Genomic DNA, 1,198 nt, shown 5'->3' with positions numbered 1-1,198 from the left:
CAGCGCCCAGCGAGGGCCGCGCAGCACGCCGCTCAGGTCTTCTCGCTGGCCGTCGGGATCGGCCGGCCCGAAAAACCAAAATAACTTCATGCCGAGACTCCTTGCGCGACCGCACCGGACTGCGAAACGGCTTGCGCTGGCGCAACCGGTTGGCGCAAGCGTTGAAGGACCTCGTCTCGCGGTCCATCGAGCACCACACGCCCCTTGTCCACCACCAAGATGCGGTTCACATAGGTCAAAGCAGCGGGCTTGTGGGTGACCACCACAATGGCGGACTCCCGGGGCATCTGTTCAAACAAGTGTTGCATCACGCGGTTTTCAAGTTTGGCATCCATGGAAGCCGTGGGCTCGTCGAGCAACAAGACCTTGGGCGTGGCCAGCAGCATGCGTGTCAGCCCCACCAACTGCCGTTGCCCACCTGACAGGCCGCGCCCACCCTCAGCAATCAGCAGCTCAAGACCCAAAGGATGGTTTTGGATGACCTGATCGAGTCCCGTCATCGCCGCCGCCTTGAATATCTGGCTGTCGCTGGGCATGGGCAGCCCCAATGTCAGGTTGTGGCGCAAGGTGCCGTTGAACAGCCGCACATCTTGCGGCAAATAACCCACATGCTCTCGCACAAACTCAGGGGCCAAATGCACCATGTCCACCTGATCCAGATACACCTGACCTGCCGTTGGCTTGTAAAGACCCGACAGGAGCTTGATCAAGGTCGTCTTGCCCGAACCCACAGCACCCAAAACAGCAATCCGATCGCCCGGATCAATCCGCAGCGCGGGCACCTCCAGGCCTGGCAGGTCTTTGGCGTAAGAAAAACCGACCTTGTTCATCTTGATCTCGCCTTGACACATTTCTGGCACCACCAGCCGCTCGCTTTGGTCGCGGTCACTGGGCATCTGCATGATGCCGTTGAGCGACTTGAGTGCAATCTTGGCATGCTGCCATTGCACAATCAGGCCGGGCAATTGCGCCACAGGGGTCAAGGCGCGCCCCGAAATGATGGAGCAAGCGATCAGCCCCCCCATCGTGAGTTGACCGGCGTTGATGGCGTAAGCCCCTGCAGCGATCATCCCCGCGTAGCTGAGTTGCTGAATGGTTTGCGTCAAGTTGCTCGACAGCGTGGAAAACAGACGCATCTTGAGCTCGCTGTCGGCAATCGTCGTGGTCATGGTGCGCCAACGGTCCAGCATCTTCCATT

At 59.7% G+C, this 1,198-nt stretch carries 1 protein-coding gene; it reads right to left on the bottom strand.

Annotated elements, in window-relative coordinates:
• Positions 1-86: 86 nt before the first annotated feature.
• The coding region (locus Q0341_RS12630; RefSeq protein WP_299513910.1) for an ATP-binding cassette domain-containing protein at positions 87-1,198 on the bottom strand (1,112 nt) is incomplete at its 5' end.

The sequence above is a fragment of the uncultured Limnohabitans sp. genome (assembly GCF_937889215.1).
Lineage (GTDB): Bacteria > Pseudomonadota > Gammaproteobacteria > Burkholderiales > Burkholderiaceae_C > Limnohabitans_A.
The sequence above is the reverse complement of the archived record's forward strand: the minus strand, read 5'-3'. Positions and strand labels throughout refer to the sequence as shown.